The sequence below is a fragment of the Neobacillus sp. OS1-2 genome, from assembly GCF_030915505.1.
Lineage (GTDB): Bacteria > Bacillota > Bacilli > Bacillales > Cytobacillaceae > Neobacillus.
This window is the reverse complement of the sequence record NZ_CP133265.1, coordinates 884,855-904,619: the sequence shown is the minus strand read 5'-3', so window position 1 is coordinate 904,619 and position 19,765 is coordinate 884,855. Positions and strand designations below refer to the sequence as shown.

Sequence of the window (19,765 nt, the reverse complement as noted above, 5' to 3'; positions counted from 1 at the left end):
TGGAAAATTTCAGAAAAAAAATGCAAGCCTATTATGGCGCGGAAGGAAACGGTTTCACTGGAAAACCATAAAACAAATCTATTGTAAAAGAATAAAGAGAATCATATAATGTCTACAATAGAAAAACATTTGTGCGCCACAAGTGGACAATTGCAGGAGGGGATCTTTATGAAAGCAATCTCGATAGGGTTATTAGGATTAGGCACAGTTGGTTCAGGCGTAGTAAAAATTATTGAAAATCACCAAGATAAATTAATCCATCAAGTGGGGTGTCCGGTTGTCGTTAAAAAGATCCTTGTCCAGGACCTACATAAGAATAGACCGGTTGAAGTAGATACAGAGACTTTAACCTCCAACCCAGATGATATCCTTTTTGACAAGGAAATTGATGTAGTCATTGAGGTTATGGGCGGGGTACATGATACAAAAGACTATTTGATTACCGCTCTTCGCCAAGGCAAGCATGTGGTAACAGCCAATAAAGATTTGATGGCCCTCCATGGTTCCGAGCTCTTAACAGTCGCCACAGAACATGGCTGTGACCTCTTTTACGAAGCAAGTGTGGCTGGCGGTATTCCAGTCTTAAGAGGTCTTGTTGACGGCCTTGCGTCAGACAGGATTACACAAATGATGGGAATTGTGAATGGAACAACCAATTATATATTAACTAAAATGAGTGATGAAGGACGTTCATATGAAGAGGTCCTTAAAGAAGCACAGGAGCTCGGCTTTGCAGAAGCAGATCCAACTGCCGATGTTGAAGGCCTTGATGCGGCACGAAAAATGACCATTCTCGCTACATTAGGGTTTTCAATGCATATTGATTTGGACGATGTAAAGGTCAGTGGTATTTCCAGCATTACTGAAGAAGACTTAAGCTACGGTAAACAATTAGGCTATACGATGAAGTTAATCGGCTATGCCGGTCGTGAGGGTGAAAAGGTCGAGGTCAGTGTTGCACCTACATTCCTATCAAACAATCACCCACTTGCCTCTGTGCAAAATGAATACAATGCAGTTTATGTGTACGGAGAAGCCGTCGGCGAAACGATGTTTTACGGTCCTGGTGCAGGAAGCATGCCAACCGCAACAGCAGTCGTATCGGACCTTGTTGGAGTCATTAAAAATTTACGACTTGGCGTAAATGGCCGCAGTGCTGTTACACCGCAATATCCAAAGCGGTTAAAGGATAATGAAGAAAAGTTCTCCAAATACTTCCTTAGGATTCATGTCCAGGATGAAGTGGGCGTGTTTGCCGATATTACCGCAATTTTTGCTAGACATGGGGTAAGTTTTGAAAAAATTCTGCAGTTGCCAATTAAGAAAAATGAGACATCAGAAATTGTCTTAGTTACACACAAAGCTTCAGAAACTAATTATGATAAGATTTTACTGGAATTATACGATTTAAGCGCAGTTAAGGAAGTAAAAAGTGCATATAGAGTGGTGAGGAAAGCATGATGAGATGGCCGGGATTATTAGAAGCATATAAAGAATATTTACCAATTAACGAACAAACACCTAAGCTTACGCTAAATGAGGGAAATACACCGTTAATCAAGCTTGAAAGGCTATCCCAGGAATGGGGCGTTGAGCTTTATGTAAAAGTTGAAGGGGCTAACCCAACCGGTTCTTTCAAAGACAGAGGGATGGTTATGGCTGTTGCCAAGGCAGTAGAGGAAGGCAGTAAAACCGTTATCTGTGCATCCACAGGAAATACATCCGCGGCAGCGGCAGCATATGCGGCGCGGGCCGGAATCAATTGTATCGTTGTCATCCCAGAAGGGAAAATTGCGCTGGGAAAACTGGCGCAAGCAATGATGTATGGAGCAGAAATTATCTCGATTGAGGGAAATTTCGACGAAGCGTTAAAAATGGTGCGAAATATTAGTAAGGTAGAACCGATTGCGCTCGTAAATTCGGTCAATCCTTATCGGCTTGAGGGACAAAAAACAGCCGCATTTGAAGTGTGTGACCAGCTTGGGGCTGCACCTGAAATTTTAGCAATTCCGGTTGGAAATGCCGGAAATATCAGTGCATATTGGAAAGGGTTTAAAGAATACAACGAGAAGAAGGAGACGGGACTGCCACGAATGTTTGGCTTTGAAGCAGCGGGTGCGGCAGCACTTGTCCATAATCGCGTCTTTGAAAATCCGGAAACCATAGCAACAGCCATTCGAATTGGTAATCCTGCAAGCTGGGATCTTGCAGTGAATGCCGTCGAAGAATCCCATGGCCAATTTGATGAAGTAAGCGATGAAGAAATAATTACCGCTTATAAAAAATTAGCAGCCGCTGAAGGTGTATTTGCTGAACCTGCATCCTGCGCATCCATTGCCGGCGTGTATAAGAGTATCCAAAATGGAAAAATCAGCAAAGGGACAAGAATTGTCGCTGTGCTGACAGGTAATGGTTTAAAGGACCCTGACACAGCTATCAGTAGCAGTCTTGTCACACCAGTTCCATTACCAAACGATGAAAAAGCTGTTGCTGAACATATTCGAGGAGTTGTCCGCGGATGACTTTACATGATCGCTTTGTGATTAAAGTACCTTCGAGTACAGCAAACCTTGGGCCTGGCTTCGATTCAATCGGTCTAGCATTAAATTTATATCTAACATTAGAAATCGAGAAGAACGATCAGTGGGAATGCTATTCTTCGTGTGAGGAATTGAAGGATCTCCCAACCGATGAGAGCCATTTTATCTGCCAAGTTGCCATTAAGACCGCCGCTAATTATGGAATAGAGTTACCTCCTTGTAAAATAAAAATAGAGAGTGAGATTCCCTTAGCGCGAGGACTTGGCTCAAGTGCGGCGGCGATTGTTGCCGGAATTGAGCTTGCGGATGCGGTTGGCGGCTTACGTTTAACGAAAAACGAAAAGCTTCTGCTTGCTACAAAGTGGGAAGGGCATCCGGATAATGTGGGTGCTTCTCTATTTGGAGGACTTGTCATCGGAAGGTATGATCAACATGACGTAGATATGCTTTCCATTACTGACCTCCCTGTCGAAATGGTGACGGTGATACCGGGGGAAATTTTATTGACGAAGGAATCGCGCGATGTTTTACCTGCCGCCTATTCACGGCAAGAGGCTGTCCAGGCTTCTTCCACTGCTAACCTTTTGATTGCTGCTCTAGTAAGTCAAAATTGGAATCTTGCCGGAAAAATGATGGGACAAGACCGTTTCCATCAGCCCTATCGACAACCGCTGATTCATTTTTATCAAGAGATTGAATCATGTGCAAAGTCCAATGGGGCATTCGGAGTGGCATTGAGCGGTGCCGGGCCAACAGTCATTTGCTTTAGTGAAAAAGGAAAAGGGCAGGAGCTGGCGTATGCCTTAGGTCAGGAATTTCCCAGCATGACTGTAAAAAGGTTGTCAATCGATTATTTTGGCAGCTGTGTAAAGGAAGTTGAGGAATTTGTGAAATAAACGGGACAGCAGCGGCTGCCCCGTTTATTTTTTGGCGATAAATTCCTCAAAATCCACGATGCTTAACGGTTTGCTAAACAAATACCCTTGCATTTGAACACAATTTTTCGATAGAAGGAAATCCTTTTGATATTCTTCTTCGACACCCTCTGCGATGACATCGAGATGGAGACTGCGAGCAAGATTAATGATCGCTTCTGCAATCTCGGCGTTTTCATGATTCTCATTTATATTCTGGATAAAGGATTTATCGATTTTCAAGGTGTTAATCGGTAAATCTTTTAAATAGCTTAAGGAAGAGTATCCTGTTCCGAAATCGTCAATAGACACAGCAATTCCCATCGCTTTTAGTGATTTGAGTGCTTGGATGATTTCGCTTGAATTCGTTAAGAGAATGCTTTCGGTAATTTCTATTTCTAAATTATTTGGTGGTAACTGACTTTCAGTCAGAATTTCTTTAACCCGTTGGACCATCTGTAGTGGTTCCTGAAATTGACGTGCCGAGAAGTTAATGGATATCGATAAAGGCTGTGGACGGGTTGCATTCCATATGCTAACCTGCTGACAGGCCATGTTCATTACTAGTTCCCATAAGGGCTGGATTAACCCCGTATCTTCTGCGATGGGAATAAACACTTCTGGTGAGACGACGCCAAAGACATCATCTGTCCATCTTACCAGGGCCTCCGCGCCAAATAAGGTACCTGTATCGACATTGGTTTTTGGTTGATAGAACACTTCAATTTTTTTATTATCAATTGCTTTTCTTAAGTGCGCCTCTAAACGTGGTCTTTCAATGTTTGACTGACTTAATTTCTCAGAATAAATGGTTACTTTATTACCACCGGTCTTTTTCGCAGAATACATAGCTAAGTCCGCATAAATAATGAGGGTGTCCATGTTTTTTGTATGCTCTGGATAGATGCTGATGCCGCAGCTAGCACTGAGATAAATTTCCTTGCCATTTAATGAGTAGGACTTTTTTAAATGATTGACAACCTTTTCTGCTGCTGCCTTTGTTTCATCGATCGTAAGATTCATGAGTAATATAATAAATTCATCGCCGCCCTGCCTTGTGATGATCGTGTTATCATCAACCGGAAGAGAATCCTTAATCCTCCCTGAAGCAATTTTTAGGATTTCATCCCCATTGTTATGCCCAAACGAATCGTTTACCTGTTTAAAGCGATCCAAATCAATGAATAGAACTGACACGGTTTCCCCAGTTTCATCTGCATGATCAATGATTCGTTTTAACTTTTCTTGGAAATAGCGTCTGTTTAACAGACCTGTTAATGGATCATGGTAGGCCTGGTATTCGATAAGCTCTTTACTTTGATTTAAATCCTCCAGATAACCGTGCAAATGGTTTGACATGGCATTTACGTTTTCGGTGAGCAGTCCTAATTCATCTTTTCGTTTTAACTTTAATTTTTTTCCAAAGTTCCCTTGCGCAATTTCATTTACATGCTCAACGATATAGCCGATTGGCTGGGTGATCGACCTTGAAAATAGAAAGCTAACAATTAACACGATAATCATAATCGCGATGGATAACAAAATATGTACTTTTAACTCGTGAACCAGTTCCGCATGAATTAATCCATAATTATAAACAAGGCCAATGACGAATGGCTGATCATTTTTTGAAAAAATAGGGACGAAGGTTTTCCTGACCAATTTGCCATTAAGATTCCCTTTATAGACTTGAATTTTTTTCTCTGTAATTGCCTCTTTGACTAGATTCGCATCAGTAGTGTAGTTTTGATATTTATACTCTCCGTACCAAATAGGCAGTGCCGAAATGCGAATATATTTATTGCCGTTTAAATGGACAACTTCCTCCTTTTTGCCAAAGTTTTTCGGATTAAATACGGTTACCTCCAATATGCCTTCTTCCTTTGTAAAGTCCTTGATGATTTTCCATGGCCCGAATCGTTTTTCATAATCAGTTATTTTGTCGCGAAAATAGGGGTTGATAATATAATTCGTTGTCCCATCAAAGTAATAGCCCCATTTATCAATGTGTTTCGGATCAGATGAAGCGACCTCAATCGGACCGGACCAGTAATTTGGCAAGGTCATTCCCTTTCCAACGGAAACAGGCTTTAAGGAAAAAAGCTGAAGATAAGCATCATACCAATAGCCCCAGCCTTTAGTGGACATGCCGATTTCATGAGGGTCGGAGGACCTTACGCCGACAATGTCATTACTTGTTTTTGCCAATAAGGTAATATGGGAAACACCGGTTTCCTTTGCCAAAGAAACCAGCTGCTCGTTGGTGATATCTTGATATCGTGCCGGAAGCGCATTTTTTATAGCTAATGAAGCCGTTCGCAAGTCTCTGCCAAGAATGTCTTCTACATATAAGCTGCTGCTTTTCGTATTTTTGACCTGAAAAGAAACCTCTTTAACAATCATTTTGATGACGATTTCGTTATATTCAAGCAGTTGATTTTTCGAACGAAAATAATGAAAGGCATTATTGGTTAATAAAATGAGAAAAACTAAAAGACTAAAAAGCAACGGAATCTTTCTTTTAATCGACAATGACGCAGCACCCCAATTTGTATTCCTTTCTATCTATTTTTTTCAAGTAAATGCATTTTATTACATAGAAAAAAGCCAATTTATTATTTGGAGTATGATAAAATAGTGTAAATATTATGAAAATAGGGAGGGAGGATATGAATTGAAGCTGCCACTCATTCAAACTAAACTACGGATTCCCGTGGTAAAGGATGATTTTATCAGAAGGGCAAAGCTTACACAGAAAATGAAAGAGATGAATGACTATCCTTTGACCATTATCCATTCCGGAGCCGGGTTTGGAAAAAGTACGGCACTTGCCTTATTTATGAGGGATGAGAAAATTCCAGGCTGCTGGTATTCCCTTTCCTCTATGGATGATGACATCCTGCCCTTTCTCACCTACATCGTTCATTCTATTCGAAGAGTTATACCGGATTTTGGAATGGAATTAGCTGCATTTATCGATACAATGGACCGCTACATTAAGGAAGAAGAACTTAGCATTCTTTGTTCTCTTTTTATTAATGAAATCCTTGCGACTGATTCGCCCATTACACTCATTTTGGATGACTTTCATCAAATTGAACACTCCTATACCATCAATAGCTGGATGGAAAAATTACTAGAACATATCCCCTCTAATTTACATATGGTCATTTCCAGCCGCAGCCGCCCAGGGTGGAAACAATTGACGAAAATGAAAGCCTGCGGACAATTATTAGAAATAACAAGAGAAGACTTAGTGCTTACGATTGAAGAAATGGAACTCCTTTTAACGGATCTATATGGTTTAGAGATGGAATTCCAACAATTGCATACGATTTTTGAAATGACAGAGGGCTGGGTCATCGCGATATGCATGATTGCCCAGCAGATTCCCTTAAAAAGGGATATTTCCGAACTTTTTGAACATTCCTCACACTCGCTGCACGACTTTTTTCAGTATTTAGTGATGGAAGTGTTTTCGAAACAGCCGCCAATTATCCAGCAGTTCCTTGAGCAAACTTCGATATTCGAAGAAATTGAGGAGGAAATCTGTCATGAAGTTATCGGGCTGCAAGGAGCTGCAGTCATGCTTGAGCAATTGAAGGACCGGAATTTATTCATCCAAAAGGTTGGTTTGAACCATTATCGTTATCACGCCTTATTTAGAGAGTTTCTCGAAAATATGTTTCAAAAAAATAATCCTAGTCAGTATGCTGCACTTAATGAGAGATGCGCCCGTTTTTATGAAAAAAGACAGCTATGGGAGGAAGCGCTTTATCATTATAAAAAGATTGATCACCATAAAGCGATTGCCTCCATTTTACAAGAGAACGGCTTACAAATGCTTGAGAGCGGCAAATTGGAAAGCCTATACGATCAATTATCGATTCTTCCTCAAGTGGAGTTGGAAGCGTACAATCTTCTTTGGTATTTAAAAGCGGAAATCCACCGCTACCGTTCCCAATACCAAGAGGCTGAAGTGTGTTATGAAAGGTCTTTTTTTGGTGCGAAACAAAAGCACGATAATCTTGGGATGAGTATGGCCCTTGAAGGCAAGGCGAAGATTTTTTTAGACACAATTCAGCCGCACCATGCCGAACGTCTTTTATACGAAGCGATTCATCATCGAGAAAAACTTAGTGGTTTTGATGAAGAAAAGGGGAAACTCTATCAATTACTATCTGAGAATCTTTTAAACCTAGGGAAAGCATCTGAGGCTGAGAGGTGGATTGAAAAAACAAAGGCAGCTAATTTCGATGGGAATTTAGAAGCAAGATTGTATCTTAGAACCGGCCGATTCGAGGAGGCAAAGAAAGTCCTCTATAAAGAAAAGGTGAATGGTACCATTGGTTACTTACTACCGCAAGCCCATCGCGAAACGGATCTATTGCTTTCCTTAATTGAAGCCTTTACCGGCGAGGGAGAAAAAGCCAAGGAACTTGCCCAACAGGGAATTCAACAAGGAATAAGTCTAAAAGCTCCGTTCGTTGAAGCATGCGGCTGGATTCGCATGGGTCATGCCGTGCAAATTTTAAATAAATATGAATCCCATTTAGCCGAAAATTGCTACCAAACAGCCTTAGAAATCATGGGCCAGCTCGGTGTCAACAGAGGGAAGGCCGAGCCCTTAATGGGACTTTGTATTTTATACGGAACAAGGGGAGAACTGGAGCGGGCCTTGGATGTTGGCAAAAAGGCATTGCAGGAAACAGAAAAGGTACAAGATGTTTGGCTGTCAGCCTGCATTACACTTTGCATGGGGATTACCTGCATATATAATGAACAGCTGCCAATGGCACTTCATTACTTGGAAAAGGCAGATTCTTCCTTTCAGCAATGTGGGGATTCCTTTGGACAAATGCTTAGTAAGTTTTGGTTTTCCTATCTTTATTATTGGGAGAAAAAACCTGAAGATTTTAAAGAAACAATGGGTGAATGTTTAACCCTTTTACACAATCAAGACTATGAGTTCTTTTTATATCACAGATCTGTATTCGGCCCAAGGGATCTCCAAGCGTTTGTGCCGTTGTTACTTGAGTGCATAAGCATGAATATTCAGAAGTCGTTTGTTAGAAAAGTCTTACAGGATTTAGGGGTCAACACATTGGACTCCCATCCCGGGTATTCCATTCGTGTGCAGACTCTTGGCCAATTCCGACTATGGCTTGGGGAGAAAGAGGCGGCGGAAAAGGAATGGCAGAGAGAAAAGGCAAAAGAATTATTTCAGTTATTCATCACTGTAAGTGAGCCGATGACCAAGGACGAAATCATGCAAATTCTTTGGCCAAATCAAGATAAAAAGAGTGCTGATCGTGATTTCAAGGTTGCATTAAATAGCCTACAGCATGTCTTAGAACCAACACGGAAAGCAAGAGCGAATCCTTTCTTTATCATTCGCGACGGGATGTTTTACGGGTTAAATCCAAATGCCGTGATTGAAGTAGATACATCTCATTTTCAGGCTTTAATTCAAGCGGGTCTGAATGAGGCCGATGAAGAAAAGGTTATTTATTCCCTTGAGAGCGGACTGACTCTATATCAAGGCGACTATTTGCCAGACCGTCGCTATGATGATTGGTGTATAAGTAAAAGAGAGAGTCTGCTTGTTTATTTTTTACGCGGTGCCGAAAAAATAGCGCAATTAAGGGTTCGCCGTGAAAATTACGATGCGGCAATCTATTGGTGTGAAAAAATCCTCGAACGTGACCGCACATGGGAAGAAGCTTATCGCTTATTAATGTATTGCTATTATCGAAAAAATAACCGCCCCCATGCGATGAAATGGTACCAAAAATGCACCGAAGTTTTGGAGGATGAATTGGGCGTTACCCCATTAGAGCCGACTAGGCATATGTACAATATGATCATTGAATCGGAAAGCATTTTTAAATCGATTGAACAGCCTTAACGGATAGGGCTGTTTTTTTTGTTCAAGCCTTGTGCTTTTCTTTTTTGTAACTCCTCTGTAACTTCCTGCGCCTATCCTTAAATCAATGGTTTGAAAGTTTTACAGTAAACATTTTAAGGGGGAAAAGCTGTGAAGGGGTATCACGGAAAATGGGCATTAGTAGGGTTACTTATGTTTTTAATGATTGTTACCAGTGCCTGCAGTTCTGACAAGTCAACATCAGAGCCGAAGGACGATGGCGGTGGGAAAACAGAAAATAAGGCTTCAATTAAAATCGGGGTACTTGCCTCTAAAACGGGCGCACTCGAGTCTTATGGAAAACAAACATTAAGAGGATTTGAGCTCGGGCTTGATTATGCAACAGAAGGAAAAATGGAGGTGGCTGGAAGAAAGATTGAATTCATTGTCGAAGATACAGAAACAAAGCCAGAGGTCGCCGTGCAAAAAGCCACGAAGTTATTAGAAGAGGATAAGGTTGATTTCCTAGTAGGATCGTCCAGCTCGGCAGACACGTTAGCGGTGTTGCCGCTGGCAGAGGAATATCAAAAGATTATGGTTGTTGAACCAGCGGCCGCTGATAGTATTACAGGTTCAGAGTTTAATAAGTATATGTTCCATTCTGCGCGTAACTCCTCACAGGATGCGGTTGCTGGTGCAGCAGCGATTGCCAAAAAGGGCGTAAAGATTGCAACCCTTGCACCGGACTACTCTTTTGGTCGTGACGGTGTGGCGGCCTTTAAAGAAGCAGCGGAAAAATTGGGCGCTGATATTGTCAAGGAAGAATATGCAGATCCTGCTGCAACAGACTTTACCTCTAATATTCAAAAAATCATCGATGCAAAACCTGATTATCTCTTTGTTGTTTGGGCAGGGGCCAACTCCCCATGGAAGCAAATTGCTGACATGAAGGTACAGGATAAAGGAATCAAGATTTCTACAGGGGCACCGGATATTGCCGCATTATCGACAATGGAGCCGTTGATTGGCATGGAAGGCTTCACCGTTTATTATCATGACCTGCCAAAAAATAAAATGAATGACTGGCTAGTAGCAGAACACCAGAAACGCTTTAACGGTGATGTTCCTGATTTGTTTACACCAGGCGGGATGAGTGCAGCCATTTCCATAGTAGAGGCATTGAAGAAAACAAATGGTGAGGCGGATGCTGATACATTAATCAAAACGATGGAAGGCATGAGCTTTGAAACACCGAAAGGAAAAATGACCTACCGGGGGGAGGATCACCAAGCCCTGCAAACTTTGTATGCAATTAAATTAGAGAAGAAAGACGGTGTCTCGTACCCGGTTCCAGTACTAATTAGGGAACTGACTCCTGAAGAAACAGCTCCACCGGTCCGAAATAAGTAAGTTCCATATCAAGAAAAATGACGGGGGTTAGACCAACTGCAACACGGTCACCCTCTTCCTTATTTCAATTGAAAAGGCGGTGAAGCAGATGTCTGTGCTTATTGAAACAACTGATTTATCCATTACCTTTGGCGGCCATACTGCCGTGGATGGTGTCAGTATTTCTGTCCCTGAGAAACACTTTAAGTCCATTATTGGACCGAATGGTGCTGGGAAAACAACTTTTTTTAATCTTTTAAGTGGTCAATTAATGCCCACTAAAGGGAAAATCTATTATCGCGGTAAGGATATCACCAAGTACTCGCCGACAAATCGCACAAGAGGAGGGATTGGCCGTTCCTTCCAAATTACTAATGTATTTCCTAATTTAACGGTGTTGGAGAATGTAAGATTAGCTGTCCAATCGCAGGCGGGAATTCGCTACCAGATGCTGTTTCATTATAAAAAATATCGCACATTTGAAGAAAAGGCATTAGACTGGCTCAAGCTTGTCCTGTTAAACGAAAAAAAGGAATCATTGGCAGGCAATCTTGCCCATGGTGAAAAACGCAAGCTGGAAATTGCGATGCTGCTGGCGCTAGAGACGGAAGTTCTTTTACTAGATGAACCAACAGCAGGGATGTCACTTGAAGAAGTTCCAGCCATTTTAAAAGTAATTAAGCGAATAAAGGAACAAGGGAACCGGACGATTATCCTGATTGAGCACAAGATGGATATGATCCTCGATTTATCAGATTCGGTGATGGTCCTCTTTAATGGAAGGCTATTGGCTGATGGAACCCCGGAAGAGATTATGAACAATGAAACCGTGCAGTCTGCCTATTTAGGAGGTCAAATAGATGAACGACCTGTTGAAACTTGATCAAATAGAAACACATATTGGTCAATACCACATTCTCCAAGGTGTTTCCTTTGAAGTGAAAAAAGGCGAAGTAACCGTTCTGCTAGGAAGAAATGGAGCTGGAAAAACAACAACATTACGAACGATTATGGGGCTGAATCCAGCCTCGAAGGGGAGCGTTATATTTAAGGGTGAAGCAATTCAGTCCCTGCCAACTTATACGATTGCGAAAAAGGGTATTGGTTATGTTCCCGAGGATCAGGGGATTTTTGCCGGACTAACCGTTGAGGAAAATATGAGAGTAGCCATTCAAAAAGATGATGAGGAAACCGCTAAACGGATGGATTCAATCTTACATTTGTTCCCTGACTTGAAAACGTTCTGGAAAAAACCGGGCGGCCTGTTAAGTGGCGGACAAAAACAAATGCTTTCCATCGCAAGGGCCTATGTAAACGAAAATGAATTGCTATTAATTGATGAGCCAAGTAAAGGCTTGGCCCCAATCGTCGTCGAGAAGGTAATGGAATCGATTATACAAATGAAAGATCAAACCACCATTGTATTAGTAGAGCAAAACTTCATGATGGCGAGTACGATTGGTGATTGTTTTTACATCATTGATGATGGCAGAACGGTCAGTCATGGAACCATGAAGCAATTAAAAGAAGATGAAGAAATGAAACGGAAATATCTAGGGATTGCGTAAGGAAGGAGGGACGGCTAAGTGGATTTAATCATAAATTTAACCTTAAATGGTCTGGCGACAGGGATGCTAATTTTTTTATTGGCGGCCGGTTTAACGCTTATTTTCGGTTTGATGGATGTACTGAATTTTGCTCACGGTGGATTATTCGCCTGGGGAGCGTACAGCGGTCTTTGGGTTTATTCGCAGACAAATAGCTTTATCATCGGGATTATTGGCGCAATCTTGACCGGATTTCTGCTCGGAATTATCACTGAAAGATGGATTATTAAACCGGTTTATGGAAACCATGTGCAGCAAATCTTAATCACACTTGGTCTGATGCTTGTTTTATCCGAAATGCTGAAGGTTATTTGGGGACCCAATCAAATCACGGCATCGCCTCCGGATTATTTAAAGGGAAGTTGGGAGCTTGGCGGCGTTATTATCATCAAGTACCGGGTATTTATCATAGTGGTCGGGTTTCTCATTTTTGCAGGGGTGCAATTTTTGCTTAAAAAAACAAAGATTGGCCTTGTTGTCCGAGCCGGTGTCATGAATAAAGAAATGGTGCAAGCACTTGGAATCAATATTCAACGGGTGTTTATGTTTGTTTTTATGATTGGTGCCGGGATGGCGGCGCTAGGCGGGGTGCTGCTCGGACCGTACTCCGGCGTTATTCATGCCGGTATGGGGATGGAATTCGCCATCTTAGCCTTTATTGTCGTTGTCATTGGGGGAATGGGAAATTTCAAAGGTTCGGTACTGGCGGCGATTCTGGTTGGGCTTTCAGGATCATTTATGGCTTATTATGTTCCAGATTTATCATTGGCCGTTAATATGCTCCTAATGGCGATTGTGTTAATTATTCGACCGCAGGGCTTATTTGGAGCGAGGGGGTGAGAAGATGCGATGGATTCAAGGAAATAGAATGACGGCTATCATTTTAGTCATTGCTGCTTTTCTGCTCCTTTTGCCGTTTATCTATGAATCAAGAAACTTACTCATTTTATTAACACAGGTGTTTGTTTTTTCGATCTTTGCGATGAGTTATGATTTATTGTTGGGGTTTACTGGAATCGTTTCCTTTGGTCACGCCATGTTTTTTGGCATTGGGGCCTATACGATGGGGATTTTTATGAAACGGTTTGAACCAACGCTAGGGTATTTCCTTCTAGCCGTGCTGGTGACAATTGTATTAACCGCTTTCGTTAGCTTCCTTGTTGGGCTGCTCACTCTTCGTTTAAAAAGTCATTTCTACGCGATGTTAACCCTATCGTTATCAGGACTGTTTCTTGTCCTGGCGGAGAAATGGCGGACGATGACCTATGGAAATGATGGCTTTACCTTTCGCGTCCCGGAACAGTTTATCGACCGAACTAATTTTTATTTGCTTAGTTTATTCGTTATGCTTGCGGTATTTCTCATCTTAAAACGGTTTACCAATTCCCCGCTTGGCCGGGTCCTTCAAGCGGTTAGGGAAAATGAACAACGAACGGAATCATTAGGGTTCCATGTCCTACATTATAAAATTGCTGCAAGTGTGGTTTCCGGTGTATTAGCAGGCATCGCTGGAATTTTGTATGCGATCTCGCTTCGATTTGTGAATACAAGTGTGTTTGCGATGGATATTACCTTGGATGCTTTATTAATGACGATTATTGGCGGTGTGGGTACATTGGTTGGCGCCATGATTGGAGCAGGTTTAATCGAGTTTGCCCATCATTGGTTGACCGAACTGGCGAAGGAGCATTGGATTTTTGAGCGCTGGATTATTTTCTTTGGCATTATTTATATTTTGGTCGTGATGTTTTTCCCAAAAGGTATTGTCGGAACTTTAAGCACACTTTCCTGGAAACGGAAAAAACAGCAGACGGTAAAAAAGGAAGAAAAAGTGGTGGGATAGAAGGTGGAAATGCGTGGAGCCTAATCAAATTGCGTCCTTCGTCGTTCGGTTTCAATTAGCGGCCGTTGAGAAGGAAACTGGCAGAAAACAATGGCGAATAAAGGTTACCCATGTACAGAAGCAACAGGAAACCTTATTTGGGTCGATGGCGGAAGCAATGGTATATATGGAGGAAATGGCTGAGGAAGCATAGGTGAAAAGGTGATGGGGATGCAAATTGGAATAGTAAGCACCGGAACATATCTTCCGGAGGAATTTATGAGCGGAAAAGAGATTGCGGAACGAGCAGGTCTCCCCGCCCAGGTGGTCGAAGAGAAAATGGGAATCAAGAAAAAATATATCCCAGGGTCTGGCGACCATACGTGTGAAATGGGGATTATCGCCGCCAAACAAGCAATTGCAAAGGCTGGTATAGATCCAATGGAGATTGACCTGGTGATTTATATTGGCGAAGAACATAAGGAATACCCACTTTGGACGGCTGGAATTAAGCTGCAGGAAGAAGTGGGGGCGTTAAATGCCTGGGCATTTGATGTGGCGTTAAGATGCGGGACGACCATTATGGCTTTGAAAGTGGCGAAAAGTTTGATGATCGCGGACCCTTCTATAAACACCGTCTTGCTCGCAGGCGGGTATCGCAATGGGGATTACATTGATTACGAGAATCCGAGAACCCGATTCATGTTCAACCTTGGTGCCGGGGGCGGGGCGATTCTTTTACGAAAGGGGCATAACGAAAATCTACTATTAGAAACAGACCTAATTACGGACGGTTCTTTTTCTGAGGATGTAGTGGTTGTTGCCGGCGGTACGAAAAATCCGATAACAAAAGAGGCGATTGACCAGCGCCTCAATAAGCTCGATGTCCTTGACCCAGAAGGGATGAAACAGCGCTTAGAACAAAAGTCGATGAACCACTTTTTAAAGGTTATTCGTGAATCTTTACGAAAAAGCGGCTATCGTGAAGCAGATCTCTCTTATTTGGCGATTCTTCACATGAAAAAAACGGCCCATGAATATGTTTTAAAAGAGCTAGGCTTGACCGAAGAGCAATCTATTTATCTAGAAGACTATGGGCATATCGGACAAATTGATCAGATTTTATCCCTGGAGCTTGGCTTGCAGGAAGGGAAAATAAAGGATGGCGATGTTGTTGTATTAGTCAGTGCCGGCATTGGCTACGCTTGGGGCGCAACCACTATTAAATGGGGGAAGGGTGATGGAAATGGGTAAGATTTCTATGAAAGAAGTGCTTCTGCCGAATGGAGAAACATTGGCTTACAGGGAGAGAGAAGGCGGCGAGGTAAAGGTATTGTTAATCCATGGGAATATGACGTCATCAAAGCATTGGGATCTCGTCCTTGATAACATGGATGCAAAGTATAAGCTTTATGCGGTGGATTTGCGCGGCTTTGGCGGCTCTAGCTATAACAATCTAGTCATGTCGATGAAAGATTTTTCAGATGATGTCAAGCAATTTGTTGACGAGATTGACTTGAGGGATTTTGCGTTTGTTGGCTGGTCAACGGGTGGTGCAGTTGCCATGCAATTTGTCGTTGATTACCCGGGCTATTGTAATAAATTGGTTTTATTAGCGTCAGAATCGACTCGTGGCTATCCATTCGATGGAAAAATAAATGAACAGGATGTGCCGAGGCGATTTTCCCTGCATGAAGAGATTAAACAGGATTTGATTCGGACGATACCTGTGCAAACTGCCTACGACACGAATAATGCGGAGTTATTAAAACTGATTTGGAATTCAGTTATTTATACCCAAAATCAACCCGCTCCGGAACTTTATGATGAGTATGTGCAAGACATGAGAACACAAAGGAATTTGGCTGAAGTTCATCACGCAAATAATATCTTTAATATTAGCCATCATCATAACGGACTCGTTGAAGGTAACGGGAAAGTAGATTTAATTGATGTTCCTGTGCTTGTGCTGCAAGGGGATCGCGATATGGTGATTGCAAAAGCGATGACGCAAGAACTTGTGGAGGACTTAGGTGATAAAGCTGTTTATATCGAATTAAAAGATTGTGGACATTCACCGTTAGTAGATGATCTCCCGCAATTATTAAAAGCGATGGCACAATTTTTGGAGGAGTAAGTAATGAAATTAAGAGATAAAGTAGCGATCATAACAGGGGCGGCGGCTGGAATTGGCTTTGCTGCTGCAGAGGTCTTTGCCCGAGAAGGCGCGAAGGTGGCAATGGCCGATTTTAATGTGGAGCAAGGGGAAGCACGAGCTCGTGAGCTGCAGCATAAAGGCTATGAAGTGACCTTTTTTCAAGTAAATGTAGCGGACCGCGGGAGTGTGGATCATATGGTAGAAAAGGTTCGGGCAGCATTTGGAAAAATTGATATCTTGATTAATAACGCAGGGATCACAAGAGATGCGATGTTGTCTAAGTTGTCGGTTGAAGATTTCCAACAGGTACTTGATGTCAATCTAACAGGCGTCTTTCATTGTACACAAGCAGTATTGCCGGCGATGATTGAAAACGGGGGCGGTCGAATTATTAATACATCTTCTGTCTCTGGAGTCCATGGAAACGTCGGGCAAACGAATTATGCGGCTACAAAAGCCGGTGTTGTCGGAATGACGAAAACATGGGCGAAGGAACTTGGGCGAAAAGGAATTAATGTCAATGCAGTAGCTCCGGGTTTTATCGAAACAGGAATGACAGCAAAGGTACCGGAAAAAGTTTTGGCACAAATGCTGCAGATGGTGCCGCTGGCTCGCTTAGGAAAGGCCGAGGATATCGCAAATGCCTATCTCTTCTTGGCATCAGATGAATCAAATTATGTAAATGGCACTGTGCTGCATGTGGATGGCGGGATTATGATGTAATAGTTTGGAGAGAAGCGACCTTTTGATAAGGGTCGTTTTTTTATGTTAAATTGTAGTTCATATTAGGCCATACATTCCCATTAATTGTGCCCAAGACAAGGAGAAAGGAACCGCGACGGTCACAAAAAAAATAATTGTGCCCAAGACAAGGATAAAAGAGCCGCAACTGTCACAAAAAAAATTAATTGTACCCGCGAAAAGGAAAAAAGAGCTGCGTCGGTCACAAAATATGGGACATATACGCTAAATTTTGGAGCTATCATGTAAATTTCTTCCTTCCAAATACATAATTGGTTTAATATTCGGTTGTAACTCCCCCGCAACTGAAAATGAGTAAGATAGTTCCATCAAGTAGAGAAGGAGCGATTGGTCGGTGAGGTGGGAACTGGATTGGCTGGAAAATCGGGCACGATTATCGCCACATAAGAATGCGGTTATAGATGAAAAGACAAGTAAGGCTTGGACATTTGAACAATTGAATAAGCGGGCAAATTCGACCGCAAGCTGGCTTTATACCCGGGGGGTAAAAAAAGGTGATCGAGTTGCCCTATTATCACCAAACGATATTAGCTATTTTGACTTCATGTTTGCCTGCGGAAAAATTGGCGCCATTTTCGTTCCACTTAATTGGCGGTTATCACTGCATGAAATAAACGAGATATTGGCAGATTGTACACCGATCGTAATCGTGATTCATCAGGAGTTCGAAACTATATGCCAACAGTTAAATAACTTAAGTACGTTTTTAATAGAGGAAGCCAGCAATTACGAAGCGCAGGTCTCTTACGTAATTAGCGAGGAAATCTTAGAAACTGACCCGCTGGCGATGATTTATACTGGCGGGACCACAGGGAAACCAAAGGGTGTGGTCTTAAGCCATCAATCCATTCTCTGGAATGCCATGAACACTATCCTAAGCTGGGGGTTGGCAGAAGACGATGTGACGGTAAATTATATGCCTATGTTTCATACTGGTGGACTAAATGCCTTAAGCATTCCGCTTCTCATGATGGGCGGGACAGTCGTCATAGGCAAGTCATTTGTAGGAAAAGAAGCAGTGGAAACCTTGAATCGGTTTAACTGTACCACGATTCTCCTGGTCCCCACCATGTATCATTCGCTGATTCAAACAGCTGAATTTCAGAATAGCGACTTTCCTTGTATGAAAATTTTTTTATCAGGAGCAGCACCATGCCCGATGCAAATTTACGAGGCATTTCAGAAAAAAGGGTTAGCTTTTAAGGAAGGGTACGGCCTAACGGAAGCGGGGCCAAATAATTTTTATATTAGTCCTGTGGATGCACAAATAAACCGTGGATCTGTCGGCAAACCGATGCTGTTTAATACAATTAAATTAGTAAAAACAGATGGCTGTGAAACGGAGCCCAATGAGGTCGGGGAGCTTTTAATAAAAGGGAAGCATGCCTTTTCGTTTTATTGGAATCAAGAACAGGAAACAAAGGAAACGGTTAAGGATGGCTGGATTCATACAGGGGATTTAGCGAAAAGGGATGAACAGGGCTTTTATTACATTGTCGGCCGAAAAAAAGAGATGATTATTACGGGTGGTGAAAATGTCTATCCACTTGAAATAGAGCAGTGGCTGGCAGCCCACCCGGCGATTGACGAAGCGGCTGTTCTAGGGCTTCCAGATGAGAAATGGGGTGAAGTGGTTGCCGCATTCATAACCTTTAAGCATACCTACAGCATCCAAGATGAGGAATTACGAACCTATTGTCAGTCAAAACTAGGCCGCTATAAAATTCCAAAACAATTCATTCGCTTAGAGGAATTGCCAAAGACCCATGTTGGTAAAATAGATAAAGAGAAATTAAAAGAAATGAAGATTCAAAGCTAGAAGGGAGGAACGGTGACGTCCTCCTTTTTAGCTTTTTTCGGCAAGATTCATTGCAGTGTCTGACACCGTAAGGTCAACCTTCAATTGTTCACCTAAATGATGAGGGTGATAGTACCCCTTAGCCATCATATAGGCGGTGATTTTCTCGTGAGTGGCAATCGCATCATTTAATTGCGCTCTTAAGGCCGCCTTCAATTCGGGTGTAGCTGTTTCCGTAATGGCGACAGCATAATTGCGGACCCCTGCCTTAGCTGAAATGAGAAAGTCCGTCGCAATCACTTGATCGGTCATCCCGCCCATGCCCATTAGGTTTTGAAGGAGTTGATTCATTCGGCTTCCCTCCGTTCAGTCAAAAACTGTTGCAACTGCTGAATATGTTGGATACCAGTGGTGACATCTGCCGATAGAATGGCTTTTAACTCTTCATCCTGAGCTAACCCGCTCATCATCGTCGCTTTAGTTAAACATAGATTTTTAAACGATAACAATTCATGAAGATCTATCGTTTCATGAAGCCCCAAATATTTCGTCATTCCATTTACCCCCGCTTAAGCTTACTTCCTACCTTTATAATTTCTTAGACGGATACTGATTATTCATTTGCATAAAAGGATGGACCATCTGGGGAAAATACAAGTTGTACGAATCCGGGAGGGTTGCACTAATGGAAAAAGAAGGATTGGCCATACATGAGACAATGGAAACACATGAACTGATAAATTTTAAAACCGTTTGCCTGCTTAAATCCAAATTAATGCAGGGCATTTGTTTTGATAATGAATTAAAAGCATTGATGGAAAAAGATGTGCAGCAATCTATTCAAGATATAAATGAGTTGATTAGTTTTTACAAACAAAGCCAACTACTACAATAAGTGAGGTGAAAAAG

The 19,765-nt window shown here is 42.1% G+C and carries 18 protein-coding genes; 15 read left to right on the top strand and 3 right to left on the bottom strand.

The window, feature by feature from the left end; all coding sequences use genetic code 11:
• The first annotated feature begins 168 nt into the window (after window positions 1-168).
• From RCG19_RS04710 to thrB, 3 genes are read left to right on the top strand one after another with little or no spacing between them, the layout of a single operon-like run.
• Window positions 169-1,461: a homoserine dehydrogenase gene (locus RCG19_RS04710; protein WP_308109857.1), complete on the top strand. Its 1,293-nt coding sequence runs from the start codon at window positions 169-171 to the stop codon at window positions 1,459-1,461.
• Window positions 1,461-2,522 carry a threonine synthase gene (gene thrC, locus RCG19_RS04705; RefSeq protein WP_308110926.1) on the top strand — a complete coding sequence of 354 codons (1,062 nt, stop codon included), beginning with the start codon at window positions 1,461-1,463 and terminating at the stop codon, window positions 2,520-2,522. The genes RCG19_RS04710 and thrC overlap by 1 nt, the downstream gene beginning before the upstream one ends.
• On the top strand, window positions 2,519-3,436 hold the full coding sequence (gene thrB, locus RCG19_RS04700; protein WP_308109856.1) for a homoserine kinase: 918 nt from the start codon (window positions 2,519-2,521) through the stop codon (window positions 3,434-3,436). The genes thrC and thrB overlap by 4 nt, the downstream gene beginning before the upstream one ends.
• Window positions 3,437-3,460: 24 nt before the next feature.
• Here the strand turns inward: thrB and RCG19_RS04695 are convergent, their stop codons facing one another.
• A complete protein-coding gene (locus RCG19_RS04695; RefSeq protein ID WP_308109855.1) occupies window positions 3,461-5,986 on the bottom strand; it encodes an EAL domain-containing protein in 2,526 nt (841 codons plus the stop codon).
• Window positions 5,987-6,128: 142 nt separating this feature from the next.
• Here RCG19_RS04695 and RCG19_RS04690 point away from each other — a divergent pair, with 142 nt between their 5' ends.
• From RCG19_RS04690 to RCG19_RS04640, 11 genes are all read left to right on the top strand, one after another.
• Complete coding sequence (locus RCG19_RS04690) at window positions 6,129-9,362, top strand: winged helix-turn-helix domain-containing protein (protein ID WP_308109854.1); 3,234 nt, start codon at window positions 6,129-6,131, stop codon at window positions 9,360-9,362.
• Between the two features lie 171 nt (window positions 9,363-9,533).
• Complete coding sequence (locus RCG19_RS04685; RefSeq protein ID WP_308110925.1) at window positions 9,534-10,730, top strand: substrate-binding domain-containing protein; 1,197 nt, start codon at window positions 9,534-9,536, stop codon at window positions 10,728-10,730.
• An 88-nt stretch (window positions 10,731-10,818) separates the two neighbouring features.
• Window positions 10,819-11,592 carry an ABC transporter ATP-binding protein gene (locus tag RCG19_RS04680; RefSeq protein ID WP_308109853.1) on the top strand — a complete coding sequence of 258 codons (774 nt, stop codon included), beginning with the start codon at window positions 10,819-10,821 and terminating at the stop codon, window positions 11,590-11,592.
• Window positions 11,570-12,277: an ABC transporter ATP-binding protein gene (locus RCG19_RS04675; protein WP_308109852.1), complete on the top strand. Its 708-nt coding sequence runs from the start codon at window positions 11,570-11,572 to the stop codon at window positions 12,275-12,277. The genes RCG19_RS04680 and RCG19_RS04675 overlap by 23 nt, the downstream gene beginning before the upstream one ends.
• An 18-nt stretch (window positions 12,278-12,295) precedes the next feature.
• Window positions 12,296-13,156 carry a branched-chain amino acid ABC transporter permease gene (locus tag RCG19_RS04670; protein WP_166242109.1) on the top strand — a complete coding sequence of 287 codons (861 nt, stop codon included), beginning with the start codon at window positions 12,296-12,298 and terminating at the stop codon, window positions 13,154-13,156.
• 4 nt (window positions 13,157-13,160) lie between these two features.
• A complete protein-coding gene (locus RCG19_RS04665) occupies window positions 13,161-14,159 on the top strand; it encodes a branched-chain amino acid ABC transporter permease (protein WP_308109851.1) in 999 nt (332 codons plus the stop codon).
• 13 nt (window positions 14,160-14,172) lie between these two features.
• Window positions 14,173-14,352, top strand: a complete 180-nt coding sequence (locus RCG19_RS04660; protein WP_308109850.1) for a hypothetical protein — start codon at window positions 14,173-14,175, stop codon at window positions 14,350-14,352.
• 17 nt (window positions 14,353-14,369) lie between these two features.
• Window positions 14,370-15,392: a 3-oxoacyl-ACP synthase gene (locus RCG19_RS04655; protein WP_308110924.1), complete on the top strand. Its 1,023-nt coding sequence runs from the start codon at window positions 14,370-14,372 to the stop codon at window positions 15,390-15,392.
• Window positions 15,385-16,275, top strand: a complete 891-nt coding sequence (locus tag RCG19_RS04650) for an intracellular short-chain-length polyhydroxyalkanoate depolymerase (RefSeq protein WP_374049607.1) — start codon at window positions 15,385-15,387, stop codon at window positions 16,273-16,275. The genes RCG19_RS04655 and RCG19_RS04650 overlap by 8 nt, the downstream gene beginning before the upstream one ends.
• A 3-nt stretch (window positions 16,276-16,278) precedes the next feature.
• Window positions 16,279-17,019 carry a 3-oxoacyl-ACP reductase FabG gene (gene fabG / locus RCG19_RS04645; RefSeq protein WP_308109848.1) on the top strand — a complete coding sequence of 247 codons (741 nt, stop codon included), beginning with the start codon at window positions 16,279-16,281 and terminating at the stop codon, window positions 17,017-17,019.
• Window positions 17,020-17,392: 373 nt separating this feature from the next.
• Window positions 17,393-18,877 carry a class I adenylate-forming enzyme family protein gene (locus tag RCG19_RS04640; protein ID WP_308109847.1) on the top strand — a complete coding sequence of 495 codons (1,485 nt, stop codon included), beginning with the start codon at window positions 17,393-17,395 and terminating at the stop codon, window positions 18,875-18,877.
• Window positions 18,878-18,904: 27 nt separating this feature from the next.
• Here the strand turns inward: RCG19_RS04640 and RCG19_RS04635 are convergent, their stop codons facing one another.
• Both RCG19_RS04635 and RCG19_RS04630 read right to left on the bottom strand, forming a co-directional pair.
• Window positions 18,905-19,207 (bottom strand): spore coat protein, encoded by a 303-nt coding sequence (locus tag RCG19_RS04635; RefSeq protein WP_308109846.1) that lies wholly within the window; start codon window positions 19,205-19,207, stop codon window positions 18,905-18,907.
• Window positions 19,204-19,410: a hypothetical protein gene (locus RCG19_RS04630; protein WP_166242097.1), complete on the bottom strand. Its 207-nt coding sequence runs from the start codon at window positions 19,408-19,410 to the stop codon at window positions 19,204-19,206. Before RCG19_RS04630 ends, RCG19_RS04635 begins: the two co-directional genes overlap by 4 nt.
• 131 nt (window positions 19,411-19,541) lie before the next feature.
• Here RCG19_RS04630 and RCG19_RS04625 point away from each other — a divergent pair, with 131 nt between their 5' ends.
• Window positions 19,542-19,751, top strand: a complete 210-nt coding sequence (locus tag RCG19_RS04625; RefSeq protein ID WP_166242094.1) for a spore coat protein — start codon at window positions 19,542-19,544, stop codon at window positions 19,749-19,751.
• Window positions 19,752-19,765: the final 14 nt, after the last annotated feature.